Genomic DNA, 23,315 nt, shown 5'->3' on the forward strand with positions numbered 1-23,315 from the left:
AGCGAGGGGGGCCGGCCGACCATGTTGAAGCGGATCAGCATCCACAATTTCAAGTGCTTCGTCGACTTCGATCTCGATTTACCACGAATTAGCTTGGTCGTCGGTAGCAATGGATCCGGCAAGACTAGCCTCTGGGAGGTCCTGGCTGGGCTTCAGGACGTTATCGTGCGGGGAGCCGACATCTCGACCGCATTTCCCACGAGAACGCTCACGCGGTGGCGGAAGGACGAGCCGGTTCAGCGGTTCGGACTGACGTTGGAGAACGACGAAGGAACGTACCAATACGACCTCGAAGTCGGCCATGACGAAAAGCGCCGCATCCCTACCATTCGACGTGAGGAGCTTCGTTCCGGAAACCGAACGCTCCACAAGACCATCGACGGGGCAATCACCGTCCAACACGGACACTCGCTGAGGAAGCGCTTGGCATTCAGCCGCAAGCTTTCCTATCTGTCTGCTATGGAAGCGAGCGACGCGAACGAGTTCTTGATTGCCTTTCGCGAATCCGTTGCGAACCTGTGGTTGCTTGCCCCGTCACCGCGGCGGATCGAGCCGACGACGCAAGCGGAAGCCAATTGGCTCGATCGCGACGGCGCCAACTTCGCTTCGTGGTGGCGTGGCATCTTGGTTGAGCGCACGGAGGTGAGCGCACGGTTGCTAGAGGCACTTCGCCCCGCTATGCCCGGCTTACAAGGCATCACGTTCGAACGGATGAGCAGCGAAGTTCGCGAGTTGATGTTGAACTTCCGTATCCGAGGCTCCGACTACAAGCTCTCCGCGAGTGAACTCTCTGACGGCCAACGTTCGCTGCTCTTGCTCTACGGCTTCCTGTACGGCGCGCTCGACCGGCCCGCGACGGTCTTCATCGACGAACCCGAGACGAACCTCGCTCCTCATGAGATGCAGCCTTGGCTCTCCGCGATGCGGATGGCGATCGAGGACCACGGAGGCCAAGTCCTCGTGATCTCCCACCACCCCGAGGTCATCGATTACGTCGCCTCCGCGCACACGATCCAGTTCCGGCGGCCTCATGGCGGGCCAGCCATGACCAACGAGGTGACGCTCGAAACCACGGGCGGCCGCCCTGTCTCCGAGTGGCTGTCTCGGCCCTGGGCTTACGAGGACGAAGAAGAGGGGGACCAGCGTGAAGAAGAGCCAGCGCCGTAGGCTCCACGTCCTCTGTGAGGATCGCCTTACCGTCGACTTTGTCGAGCGTCTCGCCGATCGCTGGGGAATGGGACCGCGGCAACGCAGTATTGACACGTCTCCCAAAGCACGGGGCTCTGGCGAGCAATACGTGCGTGAGCATTTCGCCAAAGCTGTTGCTCGCTGGCGGGCGCAAAGCGATGAGAACGTCGTGTTACTCGTCGTTGTTGATGGAGACAACAAGGGCGTGGCCCGGCGACGAAACGAACTTGAGCAGACGCTCAGGGAAGCAGGAGCCACGCGCATCGCTGCCTCCGACCCCGTCGCGATCATCGTGCCCACCTGGCACATCGAGACCTGGATCGCTTGGCTCTGCGGGCATCGCCCCGTCAGCGAGCTTCAACGGTACAAGAACGACGAACCCCTCGGTCGGGAGGTTGCTAACAAGATCAAGGCGGGCGAGTACACGCCCAAGCTTGCCGTCGCCGCCTGGACGCACCCCGCCCCCGACGAGGCCACCCACGTCCCCTCCCTGACCGACGCGCGGGACGAGCTTACGCGCCGCCTCGGCGTCTGAGGTTCGGCGCGGTCGCCTGCATCCAGCGGGTGAAGAATCCGATCCTCGTGGCGGCGAAGGTGATGGAGACGCCGCATTTGCTGATCGTGGGGGACGGGGCCACGCAATTCGCGCGCGCGCATCGATTCCCGGATTACGATCCGCTCACGGAGAAGGCGCAGGGCAAGCACGCGCGGGCCAGGGCGGAGCTCCGGGGCCAGGGCGACGGCGATTACGCGGCCGACGCGGCGCCGTGGCATTCCATCGACTGGAAGTCGCTGTGCACCGAGATCGTGGACGTGGGCCTGCTCGTGGCGTCGCGTGATGGGCAGGCGATTGCTTCCAATCGGAACATGGCGAGCGCGCTTCTGGTGGGGTAGAGCGGCAGCGGGGGATGTGTCTCCTCTGCCCCTGGACCCGGGGCCTGCGCGAGCGCTGGATGCGGGGTCGATGAACGGCCGATGGCAAGACCGGCGGCGAAGCTGCCAGCCAAGGCCACGGCGCTGCAGGTTCCACGGGCGACGTGCGCCCTCGGGCGCCGCAGGATGGGGGGCGCAGAGCGCGCTTGGGGACCTGCGGCGCCGTCGAACGGGAGACGGCCTCGCGGAGGGAGACTTGCAGCGCCGCAGATCGGTGTCTCCAGAGCGGAGTTTTCGAGCTGCGGCGCCGCCTCCCGGGTGCGGGTGAGCACGGAGAACTGCTTGTGGTGCCGCAGGGCCGAGGACGCGCCCGGGGAGCGGCAGTTCACGACGCCCGAGGTCGGCGGGCGCGCGGACGGGGACCGGGTTGCGGCGCGGCAGGAGGCAATCCACGGGGATCGATCGCGATCTTGCGGGGAGGCAGGGCCTTCGGCGCCCGGGTCGAGACCGGCGACGCACCTGCCCCAACACGCGGCGCGGCAGGTTCGACGGGTGACGTACCCATCGCCGGTGGAAACGTCAGCGCTGCGGTCTTGGTGGGCAGGGTCGTCGCGGGTCTTGACCTGGCCTGTTCGATGAACTGCGCATCGCGCAGTTCATCGCTACGAGTCCAGCGCTTGCGCTGGTCCGGGTCGAGGGGTGGACAACCCCTCGTCGGGTCCGGGGTGAAACCCCGGCGCGACGCTTTCAAGCAGCATCCCCGCCGCGGGCCCCACCACCTCCTCCATCGCCCGCGCCGTCGCCTCCGCGAGCGCTGCGCCTGCGAGCCGCCCATGCCGCGCGAACCGCGGATCCCCCGCGCCATCTGCATCCAGCACCACGCCGTGCCCGAGCCCTGCAAAGACCTCCTCCACGGCCGCCCGCACCCGCTCGCCCCCGACGCGGATCGCCCACGCCACCGTGCGCCACGCCAGCTCTGCGTGCCGCGCCTCGTCGGCCGCGATCCCGGCGAGCACCTCGGCGACGGCGGGATCCTCGGCCTTCATGCATTGCTCCGCCGCGATCACGGCTGCGATCGTCTCGCCGATGCATCCCTCTTTTGCCGTGCGCGCCGCGATCGACGCGAGATCCGCCACGACCTCCGCTGCGCCTCCGAAGGGGAATGCCCCCGGCGCGACGGGCTCGCCTGCGTATGCGCTTGCCAATGCAAAGCAGAGACGCGCGTGCCGCACCTCGTCGAGCGCTGCCCGGTGCGCCTCTTCCAAAAGCTCCGCCGGCGCGCCCACGGCGAGCAGCTCCAGCGCGAAGCGCCCGAATGACGCCACGGACGCGTGCTCGAAAAGCGCGTCGCGCGTCCATTCCGCCGCGAGCGCCGCGCGGAGGTCGGGCGCGATGCCCGAAACGTCCGGTCCGGCCGATGTCTCCGCGCCCCACCCGCTGTCCCCACGGCCGCGAAGCGCGAACGCCGTGCGGGCCACTTCGTCGACGAGGTACGGCCGCCCCTCGCAATAGGGGATGAATTCGGTGGCGTAGCAGCATTGGCCGTTCTTCAGCGTCCCGTCGCTTTTCACCGTGTGGTTCGCGAAGAACGCTGTATCGAGCCGCGTCTTCGCCTCGTCCCGCGACGGGCACACGAGCGGATCGACGCTCCCGCCGCCACCACCACCGCCGCCGCCTGCGCCGGCGTCCTCCGGCGGCCAGTCGAGGCATCGCTCGGCGACCACGGGCTCGGAATTGTCAGGGCAACTCGTGCTGAAGAAGCATCCGGAGACGGCGGCGCCCGCGGCCGGGAGCGCGAGCAGGGCGAAAAGACGATGGGCGAGCGAGCGGCGGAAAACATGCGCAGGATTCATCGAGGCCTCCGTGGGGGGGTTCCCAATCGTGCCGGCCCCCGAATGCACGGCACGTGCCCTCCGCATGCGCGCCCAAATTCGAGGCGCCGCCGCCCGCCGCCCCCTGACAATCACGTCACGGCGTGGCCCAGCCGCCCGTCATCCGCGGGCCGAAAGGAAAGCTTGCGCCGTCTTCCGTGCCAAACCCAGGTTCTGCTCCCACGAGGCGTCGATGTCCTGCGGCCCGATCCTTCCATATCCCCGCCACGCCGCCGGCTCCGCCTCCGGCAAAACCTCCCTCGCCGGCCCCTCCGGCGACGCTGCCACGGCCTCGCCCAGCGCCTCGCGCACCGGCCTTCCTCCCTCGGACAGGCACCATTGCACGACCCGCCACCCGAGCTCTGCGTGCCGCGCCTCGTCCGCCGCAATCACGCCGAGCGCCGCGCCGATGCCCGGCGCCTTCGCTCCCCTCGCCTGCCTCCGCGCCCGCTCGGCCGCGGCGCCCTCGCCGAGGCAGCCGTCTTCCCAGGACTCGACGCACAGACGCTGGAGCTCCCGCGTCCGATCGAGCCCCGACCGCCGCGGCGACGGGAGCAACGCGGGCGTGAGCGTCCTCGACGCGAGATCCCCTGCGATCGAAGCACAAAGCTCCGTATGCCGGACCTCGTCGGCCGCCGCGGCGAGCGCCCGGTCCACGAGGTCGCGCGGCGCGCCCACGGCCGCGAGATCCCGCGCCAAGGCGAGGAACGCAGGGATGGACGCGCATTCGCCCCGCGCGTCGTCCTGCCAGGCCGAAACGAGGGCGGCCCGCGTCGTCTCGTCGATCCGCCCGCTGCGCCCGCTCCCACGGCGCGGGGTTCCGGCGACGCCCGGCAAGACGTAACGGCCGTCCACACGAAGCGGCCGCCCGATGACGCATACGCCGGGCTCGCCGTACATCGGCGGGAAATGGGCCCCCACGGTGATCGTGTATTCTGGTTTTCTCACGTCGCCCGGCAGGGGAATCGTGCCGCGAAATGCCAGGTCGATGATCTCGCCGCCGATGCCGCCGAGGCCCACGTGGATCCCGTGGCCGCCCGGGTGCAGGTCGGAGAGCGCGGTGCGATACGTCCAGCCCACCTCGGCGTTCGCGCCGAAGCCGGGATTCCGCAGGTCGATTCCGCCGTGAAGGCCTGCGGCGAACCGGCCCGCGGACGAGAAGTTGAGCCACGAGGCTTGCGCGAACGCGCCGATGCCGCCGCGGGGCCCGGAGAAGCAGCCGGTGTTGCCGACGAAGAGGAGCGAGTAGCGGGCGTCGAGGCCGAGGCCGAAGTTGAGCTTGTCGCCGAAGCTCAGGGACAACATGAGCCCGGGCGAGAACCAGTGGATGTCGTCGTCCGCGCGCGCCTCGCCGGGGGCCAAGAGGATGGCGGCGGCGCCGAGCGCGCAAAGCGTAGGACCAAGACGAGAAGATAAGGAACCCATGAGGACCTCCGAGGGCTCATGGTAACGGAGGTCGCTCACCTTTCCCAGTTGGCTGGACGTTTGCGCCCTTGACGCAGGCGGGGACGCGCGATTCCATGGAAGGCCTCGACGCCGGGGAATCCCCCCTGCGCCGAAAAACCCTTGCCTTGGATTGGAATCACCATGCAACGACGACGAACGTCTCCCACGGAAACGATCCTTCGCTCGCTTCGTCCCCTGGCCCTCGTGCTTGCGCTCGCGCCCGTCGGGTGCGGCGATTATTCGGCCGGGAGTGAATTCCTCGGGGCCACGCCCGGCGGCGCCCAGGACATGGGGCTCGCGCGCAGCATCATCGCGTCCGGCGGCGTGCCGACCCTCGACGATTTCACCCCCGAGGGCCTCTACTCCGAGCACGACCTCGCCCTCGCGGCCCCCGTGCCCTGCGCAAAACCGCTCTGCATCAACACGGCCGCGGGCCTCGATGTCGGCCTCGACGACGACGAGCGCGACCTCTTCGTTCAGCTCGGCATGCAATCGAACATCAGCGAGGATGAATTCGTCCGCAAGCCGCTGAACCTCGGCATCGTGATCGACACGAGCGGCTCGATGGATGGAAACCTCTCGCACGTGCGCGAGGCGCTGCACACGCTCGTCGACAACCTCCGGCCAGACGATCGCGTGGCCCTCGTGGAGTTCGCTGCGAGCGCGAACACGATCCTCAGCTCGACGCCCGTCTCCGACAAGGAATCGCTGCACGAGGCGATCGACGAGATCACGACCGGCGGCTCGACCTCGCTGGAGGAGGGCATGAAGCTCGGGTATGCCGTGATCGACGAGCACGTGCAGAGCGGCACGCTCTCGCGGCTGATGGTGTTCACCGACGCGATGCCGAACGTCGGCGCGACCGACGCCGCGAGCTTTCAGTCGATGGTCAAGGCGGCCTCGGCGCTCGACATCGGCTTCACGTTCTTCGGCTTCGGCGCGAACTTCGACGCCTCGTTCGTCGACCAGATCGGCCACCTGCGCGGCGGAAACTATCGATTCGTGGGCGCCGAGGACGTGAAGCCGATCTTCGAAGAGGAGCTCGATTTCCTGGTGACGCCCATTGCGTACGATCTCCGCGTCTCCACGGCGGCGGCCGAGGGGACCGCGGTCTCCACGGTGTACGGCGTGCCGCAGCTCGGCGAGCATGGGAGCGGCGAGCTCTTCGACGTGACCACGGTGTTCCTGAGCAAACGCAAAGGGGGCATCGTGCTCCGGCTCGACGGGACGAACCTCGAGCCGCTCGTCTCGGGCGAGGCGATCGAGGCGGGCTCGGTGACGATCGAATACGCGACGCCGGAGGGCGCCGTCGAGACGGACACGCTGCCGATCCGCTTGCCCTTCCAGACGCTGCCGGGGCCGACGGACGCGCTCTTGCCGACCCCGCACATCGCGCGGACGCTCGCCGTGACGAACGAATACCTCGTGATGAAGCGGCTCTGCGGGGATTTTCACGCCGGCAGCCTCGACCCCGTGGACGGGGCCGCGCGGCTCGAACAGGCGATCGCGCGGCTCACGAGCGCCGACGCGGCCCTCTCTGACGAGAACCTGAAGCGGGAGATCACCCTGCTCCAGAAGCTCGGGCAAAACCTCGGCCTCGCCGCGGGGACGCCATGAGCACGCGCGTGGGAAAGGGGCTCTTCGGCGCGCTCGTGCTCGCGTGTCTCACCATGGCCGGCTGCTCCGACGAGGGGCAAAGGTCCTGCCCGAGCGATTTTACGTGCGCGGATCTCGTGACGAACACGTGTGGCGAGGACGGCGCTTGCGGGAGCTCGCAGAGCTGCGCGGCGGCGAAGAAGCTCGAGCAGGCAGGCGATCGAGGCGCCTGCGAGGCCGCGTGGTGCTCGCTCGGCGAGTCGTACGAGGAATGCGACTGACTCAAGCCTTCCGCGGGCGGAACGTCGGGACCAGGCACACCGCCGAGAACACCGCAAGCGCGACGAAGACGTAAAACAGTTTGTCCCACCCGTAGCGCTCGCTCACGCCACGCGTGACGTACTCCTGAAGAATCGCCCCGATCGAGCCGACTCCATTCACGACGCCGAGCGCGGTGGCGGCCGCGTACTTTCCGCCCGCGTCCTGGGCCGCGGCGCCGCTGATGAGCGAGTCCGGCCCGAAGAGCATCGCGCCGACGAACGCCATCACGACGAAATTGGTGACGGTGCCCGTGGAGCCGAGCTGCGCATACAAGAAGAGCGCGCCAGCGAGGAGCACGAGCCACGCCGCGGCAAACCAGGAGCGCGGGAGGTGGCGATATCGATCGGAGAGCGCCCCCATCCCGATCGTGCCGAGCACGCCGCCGACCTCGAACGAAATGGACATGTACCCGGCGCCCGTCTTCGAATAATGGAGCGCCGTCGTGAGGTAAAACGGCAGCCAGAACAGGATGCTGTACCGGATGAGCTTCATCCCGAAGTACGAGGCGCCATAAAACCAGACCGTGGGGTTTCTGAGCACGCGGTTCCGCTCCGCCCGCTGCGTCTCCGCCACCGCGGCGGAGCCTGCGCCCGCGACCGGGACCACGACCGCCCCCGGCCCCGGCTTCAGGAACAGGAGCACGAGCACGCCAACGAGCGCGACGACGACGGCCGGGGCCCAAAAGCTCGCGCGCCAGCCATAGAGGCTCAGCATGAACGTGGCGAACCAGGTCGCGATGATGCCGCCGGCCTGATAACACGTCGCCCACACGCCCATCACGCGGCCGCGGTTCTCGGACGTCGTCCACTCGGCCATCGCCTTCACATTGCCCGGCCAGCCCGACGATTGCGCGAAGCCGTTCACCAGGAACGCGACGAGAAACGCGATCCCCACGCTCGACGCGCTGAACGCGAAGCACGCGCCCGCCGAGACGAGCATGCCCACGCCCACGAGCCGGCGCGCCCCCACACGATCGCCGAGCATGCCGTTCACGTACTGGCCGACCATGTACGCCGCGAGGTACGCCGTCTCAACGTTGCGCAGCGCGTCCTTGCCGAGGCTCTCCATGATGGGCGCCTTCGCAACGCTGATCCCTTTGCGCCCCAAGTAATACGTCGCGTAGGAGACCCACGTGAGGACCCACGCAGTCCACCGTCCTCGACGCGTCGCTGCGTCCTCGGCACGCTCGCCGGACGGCGGGACTCGCTCGGTCGCGACGGGCGGCGCATAGGGCTCGAGAGGGCCTTGGCTCATCGTTTGCCGAGGGTACGCGCGGCGGCGCCTCGGCCGCTACCAGATCACGACCGGACAACCTGGTCCTTTCTCACCGTGCTACACAAAACTCCATGATCACCCCCGACGCGATCGTGATCGGCGCAGGTCCAAACGGGCTCGTGGCCGCCAACTACCTCGCCCAGGCCGGGTGGTCCGTGCTCGTGCTGGAAGCCCAAAACCGGCCCGGCGGCGCCGTCTGGACGGAGGAGAGCACCCTGCCCGGCTTCCTGCACGACGTGGGCGCCGCGTTCTTCCCGTTCGGCACGACGAGCCCCGCCCTGCTCCCGCTCGACCTGCCCGAAGCCGGGCTCGTCTGGCGCCACGCGCCCCTCGACAGCGCCCACCCCGCCAAGGACGGCACGTGCGCAGCCATCGGGCGCGACCTCGAAGCGAGCAAGCGGAGCCTCGGCGAGGACGGAGCCGCCTGGGAAAAGCTCGCGCGCTGGCACGCGCGGACCCGAGACGAGCTGCTCGACGCGCTGCTGTCCACCCTGCCAGCCCTGGGGCCGATGTTCCGCTTCGGGCCGGCCAACCTGCTGCGGCTCGCGGCCGTGGCCGCGTCGAGTGGTCGCGGGTACGCGGAATGGACGTTCAAGACCGAACCCGCGCGCCGCATCCTCCCGGCGCTCGCGCTGCACACCGACGTCGGCCCGGACGATCCCTTCGGCGCGATCGTGGGCTTCATGCTGGCCATGCTCGCGTCGAGCGGGGGCTTCGCCATCCCCGAAGGCGGCGCAGCCTCGATCACGCGGGCCTTGCTGAAGCGGCTCTCGGACCTCGGCGGCGTGGTGCGGACGGGCACACGCGTGAAGCGCATCGTGGTGCGCGAGGGCCGCGCCGCCGCCGTCATCACCGAGCAAGGCGAGGAGATCGAGGCCGATCGCGCGATCATCGCCGACACCTCGGCGCCCGCGCTTTACCTGCGTCTGCTCGATCCGGACCTCGTGCCCACGCCCCTCACCGAGTCGATGCGCAACTTCAAGTACGGCTTCGGCACGTTCAAGATGGACTGGGCGCTCTCGGGCCCGGTGCCATGGTCGTGCGAGGACGCCGCGCGCGCAGCCGTGGTGCACACAGGCGACAGCCTCGACGATCTCGCGCGCTTCACAGCCGAGGTGCGTCGCGGCGAGCTGCCGCGTGATCCCTACCTCGTCATCGGCCAGCAGACGCTCGCCGATCCCACGCGCGCGCCCGCAGGCAAGCACACGCTGTGGGCTTACTCGCGTGTCCCTTCGACGTTGCCGGGCGGCTGGAAGGCAGCAGCGCCCTCGTTCGCCGATCGCATCGAGGCGCGCATCGAGGAGCTCGCCCCAGGCTTCAAGCAGCGCATCCTCGCGCGGGTCCTCGTCACGCCGCCAGACCTCGAAGCCATGGACGAGAACCTCGTCGGCGGAGATCTCGGCGGCGGCTCGGCGCAGATCCAGCACCAGCTCTTCTTCCGCCCCGTCTTCCCGTACTTCCGGTATCGAACGCCGATCCGCGCGCTCTACCTCGGCTCCTCGTACACGCACCCAGGCGCCGGCGTGCACGGCGCCTGCGGCAAGAATGCGGCAGAGGCAGCGCTCCGGGACGAAGGTTAATCCCGGCGTCGCTTCCAGTACTCGACGAGTGCAGGAAGCACGGTCGACGACATCTGCGCGAGGTGCGCGATGTGGTCGTCTTCCTTGACCCCCCGATAGCCCGCGATGCGCAGATCTCCTCGCTGCGCCTCGCTGCGTTGTTCGAGCCAGCGCTCGGTCGACATGACGGCGCGTGCCAGGGGGAAACTTGGGCGATCGGGCCAGCCGATCGTGCGGGAGCGTTCGATGCCGAGGGCGCGGAGGAGCGCGTCCGAGGTCTCGGTCGTGGTTGCGTACCGGAACTCGCCGATCTCCGAGTGCGTCATGACGAAGAGCTTTTCGCCGGCTGCTGCCTTGTCCGCGAAACGCACGAAGGGCGCGATCCGAACCATGTCGACCTCGCGGCTGCCCTTGTCCACGAGGTTCGAGTGGAGCGCGTCGCAGAGCAGCACCGCCGACACACGGGAGAACGCCTCGTCTCGCGCGAGGATCCGCCCGATCGCACCGTATCCGGCGCTCCATGCGGCGAGCGCGAGCCGCCCGAGCCGCGCACCGCGGAGCCCGCGTGCGGAGGCCGTCTCGACGACCCGCGCCAGGTCGAAATCGAGCATCCCCGGCGGCCCATACCGCGTGTCGTACGCGCCTGAGCCCACGCCGACGTTCACCACGAGCACGAGTGCCGAGAGCCCCGCTGCGGCCACGCTCTCCGCGACGAGCTCGGCGTTGCCGTGGAAATGAATCAAGAGGTCGAACGTGCCATCGGCCGATGCGAACGACGACGGGACGAACAGCGCGCCTGCGGAGACGAGCGTGTAGCCCTCGCGCGAGAGCTGGTGATCGGCGCGCGCTCGTGGCTCCACGACCGCCTCCGGCGCGGCCTTGGGCGGCGGCGGGGGCGGGGCCGAGGGCAACGCGGGGAGGTGCACCGCGGCGGAGATCGCGGGCGCGCTGAAATCGCGCATGGCCACGAACGACACCGCGCCGATGAAGAGCGCGCCTACCGCGGCGAGCGAAAGCCGGCCGACGATCGTCTCAGTTCGCTTGCTCCGCCGGAGGGGCTTCACGCAGCGATCGAATGTACTCCGCCGGCTTCTTCACGCAGACCAGGATCGCCGTAATGTTGTCGTGCCCGCCCTTCTCGTTGGCGCGGGCGATCAGCTGGTCGATGGCCTGTTGCGGGTGCTTGGTCTCGACCAGGATCTGCCGCAGTTCCTCGTCGGGCACCATCTTCGAAAGCCCGTCGGAGCAAAGCAGGTAGGCGTCGTCGGGGCGCGGGCGACCGATGATGAGATCGATCTCCACGGATGGCTGCGTGCCCACCGCGCGGTTCAAACGGTGGGCAAACGCAGGGCCGGTGAAGCCGAGCGCGGCCATCGTGTGATCCGTGGTGATCTGCTCGAGCTTCCCCTCGCGCAGCCGATAACAGCGGCTGTCACCCACGTGCCCGAGGTAGAGGCGCTGCTTGTTCAGGGAGAAGCGCGCGGCCACCACCGTCGTGCCCATGCCCTTCAGCATCGGGTCCCCGGCGGCTTTCTCGAAGACGGCCTTGTTTGCCATCTGGATGGTGCGCGCGAGCTCCCGGCCTCGCCGCGGCACATTCTCGTAGGCCGGGCCCTCGAATGTCTGCGCCTTGAACGCCTTCTCGATCACCTCGACCGTGAGCGCGCTGGCGATCTCGCCGCCCGCATACCCGCCCATGCCGTCGGCCACCACGAAGAGGCCGTGCTCGTCGACGACGACGTAGCTGTCCTCGTTGTTCTTGCGCTTCTGCCCCTTGTCCGTTTGCCCCGCGGCGCTCACGAGGATGAACGGCGAGGCGCGCGTCGGCTCGTCCGCGGCCGCGTCGTCGTCCACGACGATGGGCTTTGCGGGCGCATCCGGGTGCTCCTCTTCCTCGCGCTCGTCGTCGTTCGAGAGGTCCGAGAGCCGCGGCATTTTCGGGCTCAACGTGATGACCGTCAACTCGCTGTCATCCTCGTCCTCGTTCGGCTCCGCGATCTTGGGCAGCAGTTTGTCCGAGGACGTTCGCTCGGGCGCGGGCTTGCTCGAACGCTCGGGCGCGGGCTTGCTCGTGCGCTCGGGCGTGGGCTTGCTCAAACGCTCCGGCGCGGGCTTGCTCGTGCGCTCCGGCGCGGGCTTGCTCGTGCGGGCGACGGCCGTCGCTTCGGGCGCGTCGCCCGGCTTGTCCCCTTCCCCTTTGCCCTCGCCTTTGCTGCCCGAGGGCAAGGTTTTGGGCCGCGTGAGCAGAAAACCGGCGGCTCCGACGAGAACGACACCGAGGGCGAGTGCGATCGCGGTCCAAAGCTGCATGGGCGGAGATCCCCGGGCGGCGCGCGACGTACCGGACGCCCCCTCGGTTTTTCTACTACGACCACCCGCAGGTTGTGTGGAAAAACCGGCCCCGGCGAAGCGGCCGCGCGCGGCGCTAGTCGCGCATCGCCTCGGCGAGGTGCCGCGCCAGCCGCTTGCCAATCACGTTCGGGATCTGCCGCGACAGGGCGAGCGCGCGGTCGAGATGACGCGCTGCCTCACGCCGCCTCCCCCGTCGCAACGCCGACAGGCCTCGCGCCTCGACCACCTCGATGCGCTCCTGGCCAATCGAGTACCGCTCCGAGCGGGCCTCCAGCGCCTCCCACGCCTCCTCGCTCGCGTCCTCGGCCGCGAGCTCGATCATCGAGCAAAGCACGTCGTCGGAGGGGACCGTGAGCGGCGCAGACGTCCCGCCGCGGGCCCGCGCGGCGAGCGCGCGCGCATTCTCGATGTCGCCCCGGTAGAGCAGCATCCGCGCCTGGAGTAGGATGCTGGCCGTGCGGGGCTCGCCGCCCACGGGCCGCTCGTCGATGGCGCGCGCCTGGGCCACGTGGGGCTCGGCCGCTTCGAGCTCGGCCATCAGATACAGGCATTCACCCAGGTTGAAGTGGCCGGTCCACTCGATGTAGTCCTGCCCGAGCTCGCGGCCGAGCGAGATGACCCTCTCGAGGTCCGAGATCATCCGCTGCCGCTCGCCCTGGAACCCGCGCAGAACGCCGCGCGTGTTGATCGACGCCGCGAGGTGAAGCGCGTCGCCGTGCGCGTCGCACAAGGTGACGGCCCGATCGAGCGCACGCTCGGCCTCCGCGTGCCGGCCGATGCCCTGCTCCAGGTAGCCCAGCATGAGCAGGGCGATCACCTGCGTCTCGTACCCCGCCTCGCCGAGCGCCGCCGCCTCGGTCGCCGCGCGCGTGAGCGCGTCGAGCGCCTCTTCCTTGAGCGAGAATCGATAATGCGAGCGCCCGATCCCGAGCCGGATCCGCGCCGAGAGCAGCGGCGTCGCCCGGCCCGCGACGAGCACCTGCGCCTCGTGGACCTTGTCGCGCGAGGCCGCGTGCTCGCCCATCCAGTCGAGCGCCGTCGCCTCGTCGAGCAGGATCTCGACGATCTCCATCTCGTCGCTCGCCGCGCTCGCCGCCGCGCGCGCCTCGGCGAAGTCCGCGAGCGCGTCGTGGTAACGGCCCACGCGGTAGCGCATGAGCCCGCGACCCCGGTACGCCCCGCCGCGCCGCGTCCCCGTGCTCGCCTGTTGCTCCAGCGCCAGCGTGTAAAAGCGCTCGGCGTCGACGTACGCATGCCTCGCCCGCGCCGCCTCGGCGAGGGCCATGTAGGCCGCCTCGGCCACGTCGCAGAGCCCCGCGCAGGCCGCGTGGTAGGCGAGCTGCGGCAGCCGTTGCTCCTCGGGCGGGCCCTCGGGCGGCCCCGGCGCGTCGCGGTAGTACTCGGCGCACGTCAGGTGGATCTTGCGGCGCAGCGCCTCGGGGACGCCGCGGGCGATCGCCTCGCGGACGAGCGCGTGCCGGAAGCCGACGCGGCCGTGGCGCTGCCGGCGGAGGACCCCCGTGTTGAGCAGCCGCTCGATGCCGATCCGCGCGTCGAGCGGGAACTCGCTCGACTCGCCGCTCTGATCGAGGCGGCGCAGGATCCCGCGGAGAATGCCTGAAATCTCCTCCGGCGTGACCTCGGCCCCGACCGTCGCCACGAGCCTGGCGTGCGCCCGCTCCGCCGGCGAGAGCGCGTCGATCTCGCGGTGCGCGAGCCACTCGATGAGCGGCAGATCCGGCACCCGATCGAGCTCGTCCGTCGCGACGTAAAACCCACGGCCGCCCTCGTGCCGGCGCACGATCCCGGCGCCCTTGAGCCCACGCACGAGCTCGACGAGCAGGAGCGGGATCCCCTGCGTCCGCTCCACGAGCCTTCGCACCGCGAGCTCCGGCACGTTTTCCGCCGGCGCCAGCAGCGCGCGCACCAGCGAGGCGGCGCTCTGCGGATCGAGCGGCCCGAGATCAAAGACGTCCCGGTGCGCGGCGCGCTCGGCCCAGGACGGGTGGTTTTCCTTGAACACTGGCCGGCCGAGGGCGCACACGAAGATCGGCGCCCGCGCCTCCGCGAGCGTCGCGTGCTCCAGGATGCCGAGCGTCGCTTCGTCCGCGAACTGCGCGTCGTCGAGCACCACGCAAAGCGGCGTCCGCTCCGCGCGCCGCCGGAGCGCCTCGCCGCCGGCCACGCGCAGGGTCGCCCCGAGCGCGAAGGGCGCGGCTTCGAGGGCGCGCAGGCCCGGAAAGTCCGTGGTCTCGTCGCCGCGCGGCGGCCCCACCCAGCCGAGGGCGAGGGCGAGCGCGGCCTCCGCCTCGGGGCTCGACGCCGGGCCGAGGCGCTCGCGCAGCGCGGCCTTGCGCCCCTCCGCGGGCATGGACGCGGGCAGGCCGAGCGCCGCGGAGAGCAGGTCGCGCACGCTGTCGCCGCCGCCGACGATGGGCTCGGGCGCGCGGAGATCCACCACCGCCCCAAGCGGCACGAGCGTGCGCATGCGCTCGACCAAAAGCCTGCGCAGGTGGCTCTTTCCGTGCCCCGGATCCCCGACGATCACCGCGACCGACGGCACGCCCTCGCGGACCGAGCGCAGCGCCGAGAGCGCGAGCGTCTCCAGCAGATCGTCCCGACCGACGAGCGGCGGCCCCACGTGCCCGAGCCGCGTCGTCGGATCCTCCGCGCCGGAGAGCTCGCTCTCCTCGACGGTCTTCGCCCCGAAGAGCGAGAGCAGCTCCGAGAGATCGGCCTCCGTCAGCACGCCGCGCGCCGCCGGCGAGAGCAGGATCGGCGCCGTCGACGCGGGCAGCGGCGCTTGCCCGATCCGGGCGAGGTGCGGCGAGAGCAGCCGCTTCGATCCGTCGGGCCGCGACGTCACGGACACGTTCGCGAGATCGATCCACACCCGCTCGCAGATCCCGCGCGCGACGAGATCCTGCGCCGCGCGGATCGCCAGACGCACCGGGTTTTCGTCCGCCTCGTGCCCGAACGCCACCGCGTACCGGCCGCTCGACGCGCGCATCACGTGCCCGCCGATCGGCTCGATGCGCCCCTGCAGCGCGATCGGATCGAGCTGCGACGTGAAGTGCAGCAAGGCCACCGTCCGCCGCTCGCTCGCCGATGCATCGGACGACCTCGGTCGCGCGTCAGCCGACGACGCCCGATCCACGGGCTGGGGTTTTCCAATCCCGTTCGTCGCGGGGTCCCCGGGGCTCCTCGGGGCCTTCCGCACCTCGGGCTCCGTCCCGAGGGGGATCGCCGCGAGCGCCTCGTCGAGCGCCCTCGCGTTCGTGTATCGCGCCGCCGGATCCTTCTCCAGGCACCGGAGCACGATGTCCTCCAGCGCCGCCGGGATGGGCGCGCCGGCCGCACGTTCGAGCCGCGCGGGCCTGCGGGATAGGTGTCCCTCCCGCACCGCCGCGGGTGGCCCCCAGAACGGCGGCGGGCCGGCGAGCATCTCGTACAGGATCACGCCCACCGCATACACGTCGGCGCGCGCGTCGAGCTCGGCACGGCCCTCGCATTGCTCGGGCGCCATGTACTCGATCGTGCCGACCATGGTGCCCTCCTCGGGCGGGGTCGTGCGCGCCGGCATCACGCCCTCGCGCCGGGCGAGCCCCAGGTCGAGCACGGTCGCGCGGCCGGGCGGCTCCGCGACGAGGATGTTTTCGGGCTTGATGTCGCGGTGGACCAGGCCCTCGTCGTGCACGGCGCGCAGCGACGCGAGCAGGACGCGCGTGATCGCGCAGGCCTCGGCCGGGGGCAGCGCCCCTCCGCGGGCCACGAGGATCTCCGCGAGCGTCCTCGCCTCGACGAGCTCCATCACGATGTAGGGTGAACCCGAGGCGAGCACGCCTGCGTCGAGCACCTCGGGCACGTGCGGTTGTCCCACGAGGCGCAGCGCCACGAGCTCGTGGGCCAGCCGTTGCGCGGCGCCGGCCCGATCGTCGCGGGCCAGCTTGATCGCTACGCGGCGCCCGACATTCGGCGGCGCTGTCGACACGGCTGCATAGACCATGCCAAACCCGCCGCGGCCGAGCATACGCTCGGTGCGGTATCCGCGAAACTCGGGCAGCGGCGCCTCGGGCTCGGACGCGAGCTCGGGCGCCGTGTCCCCTTCCAGCGAGCGACCATGCTCCGGGCACCCGGAGGCCCCCACCCGCCTCCCGCACGAAGCACAACGCGAGCCTTTCCGTCCTTGGCGGACGGTCGCGTCATGCTCCGGCGGCGTCGGTGGAGTGGTCATCTCTACGGTAGGAAAACCGTGATCACATACTCGGTTTTCACCGCGGAAGGAACCCCAGATTCGGGTGCGGCGCAGCCTGGATGGTACAGGCCTTCGCCGAGTGGCTCGCATTGCTCCGCGCAGGGTCCCATGATTTCCATGATACCGCAGTCCTCGTCGCCCTTTCCGGGGAGGCCTGCCGCGCAATCACGCGACGTCCTCCGGGCCCGGCCCACGTTCGCCGGGTTGTAACAGGTGCGCAGATAGGGCTCCGGAACGAAGAGGTTTCCCCAGAACGCCCCCTCCTCGTACGTGAATTCATGGATCTCCTCGTCCGCCGGCTCCGCAAGCGCGTCCGCGGATCCCTGCATCGAGATCTCCACGGCCCGGCCGTACCGATTCGTGCGCGCGCCGAGGCACGCCGACACCCACTGCTGACCCACCTCGTCGAGCGGCGCTTGCTCCCACGACGGGGCGAGCCCCGCGATGCCCCGGTACGACTCGTTGTGGCCGACGCCGTGCAGGTCCGTCCAGGAGAACGAGAACACCTGCCCCGGCCCCAGGGCGCAGCCCACGGCATATCGGAGGAACATCCGCGCGAGCCGCCCCCGCTCCGAGGGCGACGTGATAGCCGCGCGCGCCCCCGGCACCATCGCGTCGACCGAAAGCCGCGCCTTGGCGAAGTCCCCACCCGCCGTCAGCGCCTCGGGAACGAGCGCGTTTAGAATGTTTATCCCGAAGGTCGCCTCCCCCACGACCTCGGTGCTCTCCACCTCTTCGTCTCCCGGCGCCCCCACGCAACCGATGACCGGCACGACCGCCACGAGCATGAACGGAAAAAACGCGACCATTGATTTCCGAGACATGTACCCCCCCCGTCTCAGAGATTCCCCTCACGATAGCGCGAAACACGGAGCCGGCACAGGACACGACGAACTTGGAGTACGGGCGTCCTGCGAACGGGAAACCCTCGACGAGGGCGTCGGGAATCACCCTGATGGCCGTCTAGGGTCGGGGGATCGGGAGCGGCCCCATCAGGCCCGTGCGTACCCTGATTCGATCACGCAACGCAGCGATCCTGCGGCCTTCCGGAGAGCGAGGATAGCGCGGAAATCGGTTGCCGATACGGCGCATTTCGGGTCATACCCGTGGCGTGGGATCGCGATCGTACCGGGGGAGGGCAAGATGGGTCGATCAGGGCTTCTCGGGGGAAGCGTGGTGAGCGGCGGCGGGGATCACGATGTCCCCCTTGCCGTCGGGACGTCCGTGGGTGGTTACGTCATCGACCGGCTCGTCGCGCGAGGTGGGTGTGGCTCGGTGTACCGCGCGCATCCAGCGGGCCGGGCCGAGCCTGTGGCGATCAAGGTCCTGCATCCGACGCTCGCGCCGCTGCCCAAGATGATCGAGCGGTTCGTCCGGGAGGTCGAGCTGCTCCGGCGCATCCGCCATCCGAACATCGTCGAGATCAAGGAAGTCGGCGCGCTCGCCTGCGGCACGCCGTTCTTCGTGATGGAGTATCTGCCTGGCGTCACGCTCGACGTCTTGCTCTCGATGCGCGGCCGCCTCGGCCCAGAAGAGGCGCTCGAGATCCTCGAGCCCGTCTGCGCCGCGCTCGGCGCCGCTCACGCGGCGGGCATCGTTCATCGCGACGTCAAGGCGAGCAACGTGATGGCGACGGGCGGGCTCGGCGGCGTGAAGCTCCTCGATTTCGGCATCGCGAAGCTCGTCGATCCGGGCACGTCGAGCGCGGGCCTGACCTCGGTGAACCGGCAGATCGGCACGCTCACGATCATGGCGCCCGAGCAGCTCCTCTGCGCGCCGGTCGACGCGCGCACGGATGTCTACGCGCTCGGCGCGCTCGTCTATCGCCTGCTCACGGGCCGTTTGCCGTTCGAGTCCTCGTTCCCCGGCGAGCTCGTGCGCAAGCACCTGGAAGAGCCGCGCCGCGCCCGAGCGAGCGTGTCCCCGTCTCGCGCGAGATCGACGCGGTGGTGCTGAAGTGCCTGGAAAAACGGCCTGAGCGCCGGTACGAATCGGTGCACGCGCTCGTGCGGGCGCTGCGCCACGCGACCTCGGCGGGCACGCTGCGCTCGTCTTCGCACCAGCTCCCGCGCTTCGCGGTGGGCCTCTTCATCGAGATAAGGCTCCGCGCGGACGCCGAGGACGCGCCGGATCTTTTTGCGGCCGAGATCGAGCGGATCCTGGCGAGCGCCGAGGATCGGATGCGCAGCGCGGGCTTCGCGCTGTGCACGAGCACGAGCGCGGAGGTGCTCGGCTTGCGGCTGCTCCCGCGGGATCCTGCGCGCTGGCAGGACGAGCGGCAGGCCACGCTTGATTTCGCGCTCGACCTGCATACGGCGCTCGCGTCGCGTTCGGGATCGGATCCACGCGTGCACGTGAATGTCTCTGCGCATGCGGGCGAGGTCGTGGTGCGCGAGCGAATCGACGCGGATCCGGAGATCGTCGGCGGACCGCTCGCGCGCACGGGCGACTGGGCCTCGTCGGAGGAGACGGCGAACCTGTGCGCGACGTGGGAGCTGCTCGACGGCCTCGGCGGCTTCGAAGCGGCGCCCGGCCCCGATCCGCTCGTCCTCGTCAGCCGCAGCGCGGCCTGAAAAAGAAAACCGAGGGGCGCTCTGTCCCTCGGAAATTCGATTCCCCGCACATTTCAATCCTATCCATCGCGACCCTTGCGACGCCCGTCCGGCGCAAGGGTCGCGCATAACATTCCATTCTCATACCACACAAACAACAATTACCATGACAAACATATCCAACCATCATTAATACGGTTTTACAGGAAACACGTTTTACTGGACAATCTATTTTTAAATATAAACCACAATGCTCTACAATGCGACGCGTCAAAATTCGCGGCGCTCCATGACGCAAAATCGGCAAAAAAACGGGCCTTAAACACCCGGAGGACCGGAAAAGGCCCCAGGAGACCCACGAGGACCCCGCGGAGGCCGCTGCCGATAAGGAAAAAACGGCCCCAAAGTACTGGTAGCAAGACGTTTGGGTGAACACAATTCGCAAATTCCGTCTCCGACGTAACCGATCGGTACAAAATGGTGATTAGCCTATCAGTATATCTTGACAAACCAGGCTCACTGGACTGGCAGCACGACGTTATAGTACCAACACAGCTACACATTGGTTAGATAAAATCCATAACAACCAGCACGTATCCAAACCATCAGTTTATCGAGACAAACTCACCATCGCACCCCCGCCGCCGTTGCCGGACGCGAGGGGCGGGGGATACGATGGGCGCCGGTCGACACCCCCCGGGAGCCCCTACATGGCCGGACTCGGCTGGCTGCACCTCAGCGATCTTCACGTCGGAGCCGCCCGAACCCTCTGGCAGCGGCCCCGCTACCGCGAGGAGATGGAGCGGGACCTCGGCTGGCTCCACGAACGAGGCGGCTCGTTCGACCTCCTCCTCGTGACCGGCGACCTCGCCTCGACCGGCACCGAGACCGAATACGAGATCGTCACGGAGGGGCTCGCCTCGCTCCAGGATTTCCTGGCCGGCCTCGGCTCACGCCCCGCCCTGCTCGCGGTGCCCGGCAACAAGGACCTCGTTCGCACCACAGCGAGCGCGGCCCCCGACCCGGCCACCTGGGAGGCAGACCCCAAGACACGCGAGGCCTTCTTCGAGGACGCGACGCATCGAAGCCGACAAGTGGTCACGGCCGCGTTCGCCCCCTTCCGTCGGTGGATGGCTGGGTGGCATCAACGACCCGCCTCCGTCGACGTCGCCGCAAAGGAGGGCCTCCTGCCGGGCGACTTCGCGGCGACCGTGACGAAAGGCGGCCACCGCTTCGGCGTCGCAGGCATCAATACGGCCTTTCTGGAGCTCGCCGGGGGCGCCTTTGGCGCGCTCGACCTGGATCCGCGGCAGATCGAAGCGGCCGCGGGGGACCTCGACGCGTGGGCCCGCTCGCACGACGCCTGCCTCCTGCTCACGCACCATCCGCCCTCCGGGCTCTCCCCGCGCGCGCTCGCGCGATTCTCGACCGACCTCGCGCCGCTCGGCCGGTTCGCGCTCCACCTCGCGGGCAGCCTCAACGGCGGCGCGCCCCTGGTGGGCGACGCCCCTCACGCGCCTCTCTTTTCCACGTTTCCCTTCTCCAGCGGCGTCAGCGCCGACCGACGCCACGGGTATGCCGCCGGTCGCCTCGACCTCGACACCGGCACGATTGCATTCTGGCCCCGCCTCCTCGGCTTCTCCCCGAGCATGGAGCCGCATTTCCAGGGCCCCGCCTCCACACGCCCGGACGAGCCCCTCCGTGTGTTCGTCCGGCAGCGTCCCGCCGAATTGGCGAAATCGTACGATGTGGCGGAGGACGAGGCCCTCGAATTGCCGTTCCCCGCGGAATGCGCTCCCGAACTCGAAGCCAAGCCCGCGGCCATGCCCGCTACCAAACCCGCGCCCGAGCCGCTCGAATCAAAAAAGGAAGCCGGCCCCCCGCCGCCCCCTCGCCCGCCGCCCATCACCGCGTACGTCGCCGCATTTGCCCCCTCCCCCGTCCCCTCCCCCGTCCCCGGCCGCGCCCCCGGCGCCACCCGCGGCCTCGGCCCCGCTTCCGCTTCCGGTTTCGTTCCCGCGTCCGCCCCCGCTCCCGCGGCCGCCCCCGCTTCCGCCAACCTCCCCTCCGAATTCACGCTCCTCCGCTCCTTGCCCATCGACCGCGGCCCGCTCGCCCGCGTCCGCTTCTCGCCCGCCGGAGGCGCCTTCGCCGCCATTTCGTTTTGGGGCAAAATCCATGTATGGGACGCGGACACGCAAGCGAACCGCTGGGTCGCGCGCGCCGGCTCCGACGCGATGGACCTCTGCTTCTCCCCCGACGGGCGCCGCCTGGCCACACGCGCCGGGACAAACCTCTCCGTGTGGGATGCGTCGAACGGCGAATGCCTCCGCGCCCTGCACGAGGTCTCCGGCACGAGCCTCGCCTGGTCCCCGGAAAACATCCTCGCCGTCGGCCAGCCCGACGGCAAGATCCTCTTCCTCGACGCGGACGAGCTCTCCCCCCTCGGCCACCTCGATCACGGCTTCTGCCCCGAAGGCATCTTCGCCCTCGCCTTCTCGCCCGACAGTGAATTCCTCGTCTCCGGTGGCAAGGGTGACGGGTTCGTTGCCATTTCCACGATCCCGGCCGGCAGCTTGCCGCAAAACGGCTTCACCCGCGCCGCCCATTTCCACCGCGGCGCCGTCCTCGATTTCGCATTCCGGCCCCGCACCCCCCACGTCGCCTCCTCCGCCGACGACGGCACCATTGCGGTCTGGAGCCTCGTCGACGGCGCCTTCCTCGCCAAGCTCGAAGGCCATCCCGCCGCCGTCACGAGCCTCTCCTTCTCGCACGACGGCCGCCTCCTCGCCTCCCGCTCCCGCGACGGCCTCGTCCTCCTCTGGCGCACCGATACCTGGGAGCCCGTCGCTCGTTTGCGATCCTCCACGAATTACCTCGCAGGCGCCGTCTTCTCCCCCACCGAGCCCCTGCTCGCCATTCCCTCACCGACCGGCAACCTCGCCCTCTTCTCCATCGATATCGACGCCCTCCGCGGCCGCGCCCCCTCCTCCACCACGCTCCACACCACCACCGCCAAGGTCGTCCTCCTCGGCGAGGGCCGCGCTGGAAAAAGCTGCCTCGCCCTCCGCCTCGCCGAGGATCGTTACGAGGAGCAACCTTCCACCCACGGCATGCGCTTCTGGCCGATTGCGGGCGCGCGCCTCCCCCGCGACACGCCTGTCCCGAAAAACCACCGCCGCGAGCTCGTCGTATGGGATCTCGGCGGCCAGGACGAATATCGCCTCGTCCACCCCCTCTTTTTACGGGACACCTCCCTCGCCGTGCTCGTCTTCGAGCCCGGCCGCGGCAAGGCTGCCGAAAACGAGATTGTCTCCTGGAATGATCACCTCGGCGATACCGACGAGCACGACGGCGCTCCCCGCCGCTTGCTCGTCGGCACCAAGCTCGACGATTCCGAGCACGCCCCCGAGGATCGCGCCGGAAGCGAGCGCCTCCGTACCCGCACCGGCGCCCTCGCGTACGTGCCCACGAGCGCCCGCACGGGACGCGGCATCTCCGAATTGAAGAGCGCGATCCTCGGCGCCATCGATTGGTCCTCGCTCGGCCCGACGAGCCGCCCCGTCCTCTTCGAGCGCATTCGCGCGCACGTCGAGCGCGCCCGCAAGGCCGGCCGTGCCGTGCTCACGCTCCTCGAGCTCCAGGCCAGCGTGGCCCAGGACGAGACCGACACCGAGCTCGATGTCGCGATCCCCGCCGTCGCCTCCCAGCTCGCCCGCCAGGGCCTCGTCGCCGACATTCGTTTGTCCGATGGAACCCGCGCGCTCGTCCTCGAAGTCGAACAGATCTCCCGGTATGCCGGCTCCTTGATCCTGCTCGCGCGCGACAATCCGCACGGCGTTCCCGCGCTCGCCATCGCCACGCTCTTCGGCCCTGCCGCGCGATTCCCGCGCATTCCGCCCGGCGAGCGCCTGCGCAAAGATCAGGAGCTCGGCGTCCTCGACGGCGTCATTGCGCTCCTCCTCGAACAGGGCATGTGTTTCCTCCACGAAGGCTTGCTCGTCTTCCCTGCCCTCTTCCCGGCCCC

Annotated in this window: 15 protein-coding genes and 1 pseudogene; 9 read left to right on the forward strand and 7 right to left on the reverse strand. The window is 69.5% G+C overall.

Going from position 1 to position 23,315, the window contains the following annotated elements; genetic code table 11:
- Positions 1 to 21 precede the first annotated feature (21 nt).
- Genes POL67_RS29745 through POL67_RS29755 form a run of 3 tightly spaced genes read left to right on the forward strand, consistent with a single transcriptional unit; the run spans position 22 to position 2,082 of the window.
- Positions 22 to 1,167, forward strand: a complete 1,146-nt coding sequence (locus POL67_RS29745; RefSeq protein WP_271923194.1) for an AAA family ATPase — start codon at positions 22 to 24, stop codon at positions 1,165 to 1,167.
- On the forward strand, positions 1,145 to 1,723 hold the full coding sequence (locus POL67_RS29750; RefSeq protein ID WP_271923196.1) for a hypothetical protein: 579 nt from the start codon (positions 1,145 to 1,147) through the stop codon (positions 1,721 to 1,723). Before POL67_RS29745 ends, POL67_RS29750 begins: the two co-directional genes overlap by 23 nt.
- Before the next feature lie 29 nt (positions 1,724 to 1,752).
- Entirely contained in the window at positions 1,753 to 2,082 is a 330-nt protein-coding gene (locus tag POL67_RS29755) for an isoaspartyl peptidase/L-asparaginase (protein WP_271923198.1), read from the forward strand.
- A 641-nt stretch (positions 2,083 to 2,723) separates the two neighbouring features.
- On the opposite strand, the gene POL67_RS29760 is transcribed toward POL67_RS29755, so the two are convergent.
- Both POL67_RS29760 and POL67_RS29765 read right to left on the reverse strand, forming a co-directional pair.
- Positions 2,724 to 3,914, reverse strand: coding sequence for a ferritin-like domain-containing protein (locus tag POL67_RS29760; RefSeq protein WP_271923200.1), 1,191 nt, complete (start codon positions 3,912 to 3,914; stop codon positions 2,724 to 2,726).
- A gap of 138 nt (positions 3,915 to 4,052) precedes the next feature.
- Positions 4,053 to 5,357: a hypothetical protein gene (locus POL67_RS29765; protein WP_271923202.1), complete on the reverse strand. Its 1,305-nt coding sequence runs from the start codon at positions 5,355 to 5,357 to the stop codon at positions 4,053 to 4,055.
- A gap of 162 nt (positions 5,358 to 5,519) precedes the next feature.
- Here POL67_RS29765 and POL67_RS29770 point away from each other — a divergent pair, with 162 nt between their 5' ends.
- Entirely contained in the window at positions 5,520 to 6,995 is a 1,476-nt protein-coding gene (locus tag POL67_RS29770; protein WP_271923204.1) for a vWA domain-containing protein, read from the forward strand.
- Positions 6,992 to 7,255 (forward strand): hypothetical protein, encoded by a 264-nt coding sequence (locus POL67_RS29775; protein ID WP_271923207.1) that lies wholly within the window; start codon positions 6,992 to 6,994, stop codon positions 7,253 to 7,255. The genes POL67_RS29770 and POL67_RS29775 overlap by 4 nt, the downstream gene beginning before the upstream one ends.
- A gap of 1 nt (position 7,256) precedes the next feature.
- Here POL67_RS29775 and POL67_RS29780 read toward each other — a convergent pair whose 3' ends face one another.
- The gene (locus POL67_RS29780; RefSeq protein ID WP_271923209.1) at positions 7,257 to 8,549 is read right to left on the reverse strand and encodes an MFS transporter; all 1,293 of its coding nucleotides are present in this window, start codon (positions 8,547 to 8,549) and stop codon (positions 7,257 to 7,259) included.
- Between the two features lie 92 nt (positions 8,550 to 8,641).
- Here POL67_RS29780 and POL67_RS29785 point away from each other — a divergent pair, with 92 nt between their 5' ends.
- Positions 8,642 to 10,150, forward strand: a complete 1,509-nt coding sequence (locus POL67_RS29785) for a phytoene desaturase family protein (protein WP_271923211.1) — start codon at positions 8,642 to 8,644, stop codon at positions 10,148 to 10,150.
- Here POL67_RS29785 and POL67_RS29790 read toward each other — a convergent pair.
- From POL67_RS29790 to POL67_RS29805, 4 genes are all read right to left on the reverse strand, one after another.
- Entirely contained in the window at positions 10,147 to 11,193 is a 1,047-nt protein-coding gene (locus tag POL67_RS29790; RefSeq protein WP_271923213.1) for a hypothetical protein, read from the reverse strand. The two genes, POL67_RS29785 and POL67_RS29790, sit on opposite strands and share 4 nt — an antisense overlap.
- The gene (locus POL67_RS29795) at positions 11,162 to 12,439 is read right to left on the reverse strand and encodes a protein phosphatase 2C domain-containing protein (RefSeq protein WP_271923214.1); all 1,278 of its coding nucleotides are present in this window, start codon (positions 12,437 to 12,439) and stop codon (positions 11,162 to 11,164) included. The genes POL67_RS29790 and POL67_RS29795 overlap by 32 nt, the downstream gene beginning before the upstream one ends.
- A 115-nt stretch (positions 12,440 to 12,554) precedes the next feature.
- Positions 12,555 to 16,628: a serine/threonine-protein kinase gene (locus POL67_RS29800; protein WP_271923216.1), complete on the reverse strand. Its 4,074-nt coding sequence runs from the start codon at positions 16,626 to 16,628 to the stop codon at positions 12,555 to 12,557.
- 89 nt (positions 16,629 to 16,717) lie between these two features.
- The gene (locus POL67_RS29805; RefSeq protein WP_271923218.1) at positions 16,718 to 17,560 is read right to left on the reverse strand and encodes a hypothetical protein; all 843 of its coding nucleotides are present in this window, start codon (positions 17,558 to 17,560) and stop codon (positions 16,718 to 16,720) included.
- Positions 17,561 to 17,879: 319 nt separating this feature from the next.
- On the opposite strand from POL67_RS29805, the gene POL67_RS29810 reads away from it, so the two are divergent.
- From POL67_RS29810 to POL67_RS54325, 3 genes and pseudogenes are all read left to right on the forward strand, one after another.
- Positions 17,880 to 18,692, forward strand: a complete 813-nt coding sequence (locus POL67_RS29810; RefSeq protein ID WP_271923221.1) for a serine/threonine-protein kinase — start codon at positions 17,880 to 17,882, stop codon at positions 18,690 to 18,692.
- Positions 18,683 to 19,309, forward strand: coding sequence for a serine/threonine-protein kinase (locus POL67_RS29815; protein ID WP_271923223.1), 627 nt, complete (start codon positions 18,683 to 18,685; stop codon positions 19,307 to 19,309). The genes POL67_RS29810 and POL67_RS29815 overlap by 10 nt, the downstream gene beginning before the upstream one ends.
- Before the next feature lie 689 nt (positions 19,310 to 19,998).
- Positions 19,999 to 22,791, forward strand: a pseudogene (locus POL67_RS54325) (metallophosphoesterase); the annotation flags it as partial.
- Between the last annotated feature and the right edge of the window lie 524 nt (positions 22,792 to 23,315).

Origin of the sequence: Polyangium mundeleinium, assembly GCF_028369105.1 — a bacterium.
Taxonomy (GTDB): domain Bacteria; phylum Myxococcota_A; class Polyangia; order Polyangiales; family Polyangiaceae; genus Polyangium; species Polyangium mundeleinium.

Excerpts from the sequence above, each read along its gene's own strand:
- POL67_RS29745 (WP_271923194.1), top strand. The coding sequence starts at position 22 with ATGTTGAAGCGGATCAGCATCCACAATTTCAAGTGCTTCGTCGACTTC.
- POL67_RS29760 (WP_271923200.1), bottom strand. The coding sequence starts at position 3,914 with ATGAATCCTGCGCATGTTTTCCGCCGCTCGCTCGCCCATCGTCTTTTC.
- POL67_RS29765 (WP_271923202.1), bottom strand. The coding sequence starts at position 5,357 with ATGGGTTCCTTATCTTCTCGTCTTGGTCCTACGCTTTGCGCGCTCGGC.
- POL67_RS29770 (WP_271923204.1), top strand. The coding sequence starts at position 5,520 with ATGCAACGACGACGAACGTCTCCCACGGAAACGATCCTTCGCTCGCTT.
- POL67_RS29775 (WP_271923207.1), top strand. The coding sequence starts at position 6,992 with ATGAGCACGCGCGTGGGAAAGGGGCTCTTCGGCGCGCTCGTGCTCGCG.
- POL67_RS29780 (WP_271923209.1), bottom strand. The coding sequence starts at position 8,549 with ATGAGCCAAGGCCCTCTCGAGCCCTATGCGCCGCCCGTCGCGACCGAG.
- POL67_RS29785 (WP_271923211.1), top strand. The coding sequence starts at position 8,642 with ATGATCACCCCCGACGCGATCGTGATCGGCGCAGGTCCAAACGGGCTC.
- POL67_RS29795 (WP_271923214.1), bottom strand. The coding sequence starts at position 12,439 with ATGCAGCTTTGGACCGCGATCGCACTCGCCCTCGGTGTCGTTCTCGTC.
- POL67_RS29805 (WP_271923218.1), bottom strand. The coding sequence starts at position 17,560 with ATGTCTCGGAAATCAATGGTCGCGTTTTTTCCGTTCATGCTCGTGGCG.
- POL67_RS29810 (WP_271923221.1), top strand. The coding sequence starts at position 17,880 with ATGGGTCGATCAGGGCTTCTCGGGGGAAGCGTGGTGAGCGGCGGCGGG.